The sequence below is a fragment of the Neisseria dentiae genome (genome assembly GCF_024580525.1).
In the GTDB taxonomy this organism is placed as follows: domain Bacteria; phylum Pseudomonadota; class Gammaproteobacteria; order Burkholderiales; family Neisseriaceae; genus Neisseria; species Neisseria dentiae_A.
Map to the genome: position 1 here is coordinate 1 of NZ_JANIKQ010000051.1, position 1,381 is coordinate 1,381.

Consider the following 1,381-nt stretch of genomic DNA (forward strand, 5'->3'; position numbering starts at 1 on the left):
TGGTAATACTATGGCTGCCTGAAAAATATTGGGAATTTTTCAGACGGCCTGAGGTCTGGCAACGCGTGCGTGCCAAGGCACTCACCCTACAACTTGAATAGGCATTTGATGCAGGCTACGGCTTGCTCAGGTTGTTTGTTATTCTATAAATACAGAGATTAATAAAAATATGAAACATATAACTGCACTAAATATATTAAAAATAAATAAACTAGTGAATAGTTTACTTTTTACTATTTTCTTTTTGAATAAAACTTGAAACATTATAGGGTAAATATGATTTGCCTTTTGCATAAAACTCCAAAACCCTGATATTTTATTTTCATATATTAGTATTTGATAACATAAAATAAAATGTAGAATTACTTGAATTAAATAAATTATAAAAAGCAACGAAAACAAGTTCAAACTTTCCACTTACTTATTTCCTCTGTTTGTAGGTTTTTTTAACTTCCACGTTGATTGGTAACCGATATTTGCATTGGCTTCAATTGGTATTACTCCAAGACCTGCACCAAGTTTCAACGTATGTATAATTGGAGCACCTTTTTCTAAATTAGCTCCTATACAACCACCACCAGCTGCTCCTAACTTGCCAGTTACACAAACTTCCGAATACCAACCATCTTTTCTTGGCTTATCGGATGTAGTTGCACCAATAAATCCCGATATACCAGCTCCAGCAGTACCTGCAATCGAAACAGTAAGGTCTCCATTTTCATTGATGCTTACACTAACATTTGCACCCGCTCCAAGAGCTACTGTAATTTCTGCAGAAATTGCCTTATTGGCGTTATAAGCATTTAATAATTCAATTAACTTATTTTTCTCGGCAGCAGAACTATTTGCATTAACAACAAATTGTTGAGCTTGTCGGTGCGCTATTTGTTGCAAACCACTTTGAGCATTTTGCGAAATTCCTAAATCTTGCATAGAGAAATTATTCTCCACCGCATTCCGCGCCCGCAGGCCGTCTGAAACCGCTTCCGCACCGCTGCCGCCCGAAGCCAGCCCCACCCCTGTGCCTGCCAGTTGCGCGATATTGCCTAAAACGGTTTTCTGCTCCGCACTCAGTTTCTCCGCGTCGCGGGTGCCGTACAGCCATTCCGACACATACGGTATCGCCGCTTCCGCCCCGCCTGCGCTTATCGCGGCGGTCAGGGCGTTGTTGTCGCCCGCCGCTGCGGTGGCGGCGGCAATTACGCCGTGGGCTACCGCGCGGGCGGTTTCTTGTGCGGCGGTTAATTCGGCGGTTTCGGTTTTGCCGACAAGCAGGTTTTCTTGCGCCAATCCTTTGAAGTATTGGCCGACGGCGTAGGCTGCCGCAGGGCTGGCGGTGGCGGTGGCGATGCCCAAACCACTGTCGGTCGGGGCGGATAAG

At 44.2% G+C, this 1,381-nt stretch carries 1 protein-coding gene; it reads right to left on the minus strand.

Features of this window, described 5'->3' with window-relative positions:
• Positions 1–417: 417 nt before the first annotated feature.
• Positions 418–1,381: VENN motif pre-toxin domain-containing protein (locus tag NQ012_RS12800; RefSeq protein ID WP_257067959.1), on the minus strand; the 964-nt coding region annotated here is incomplete at its 5' end.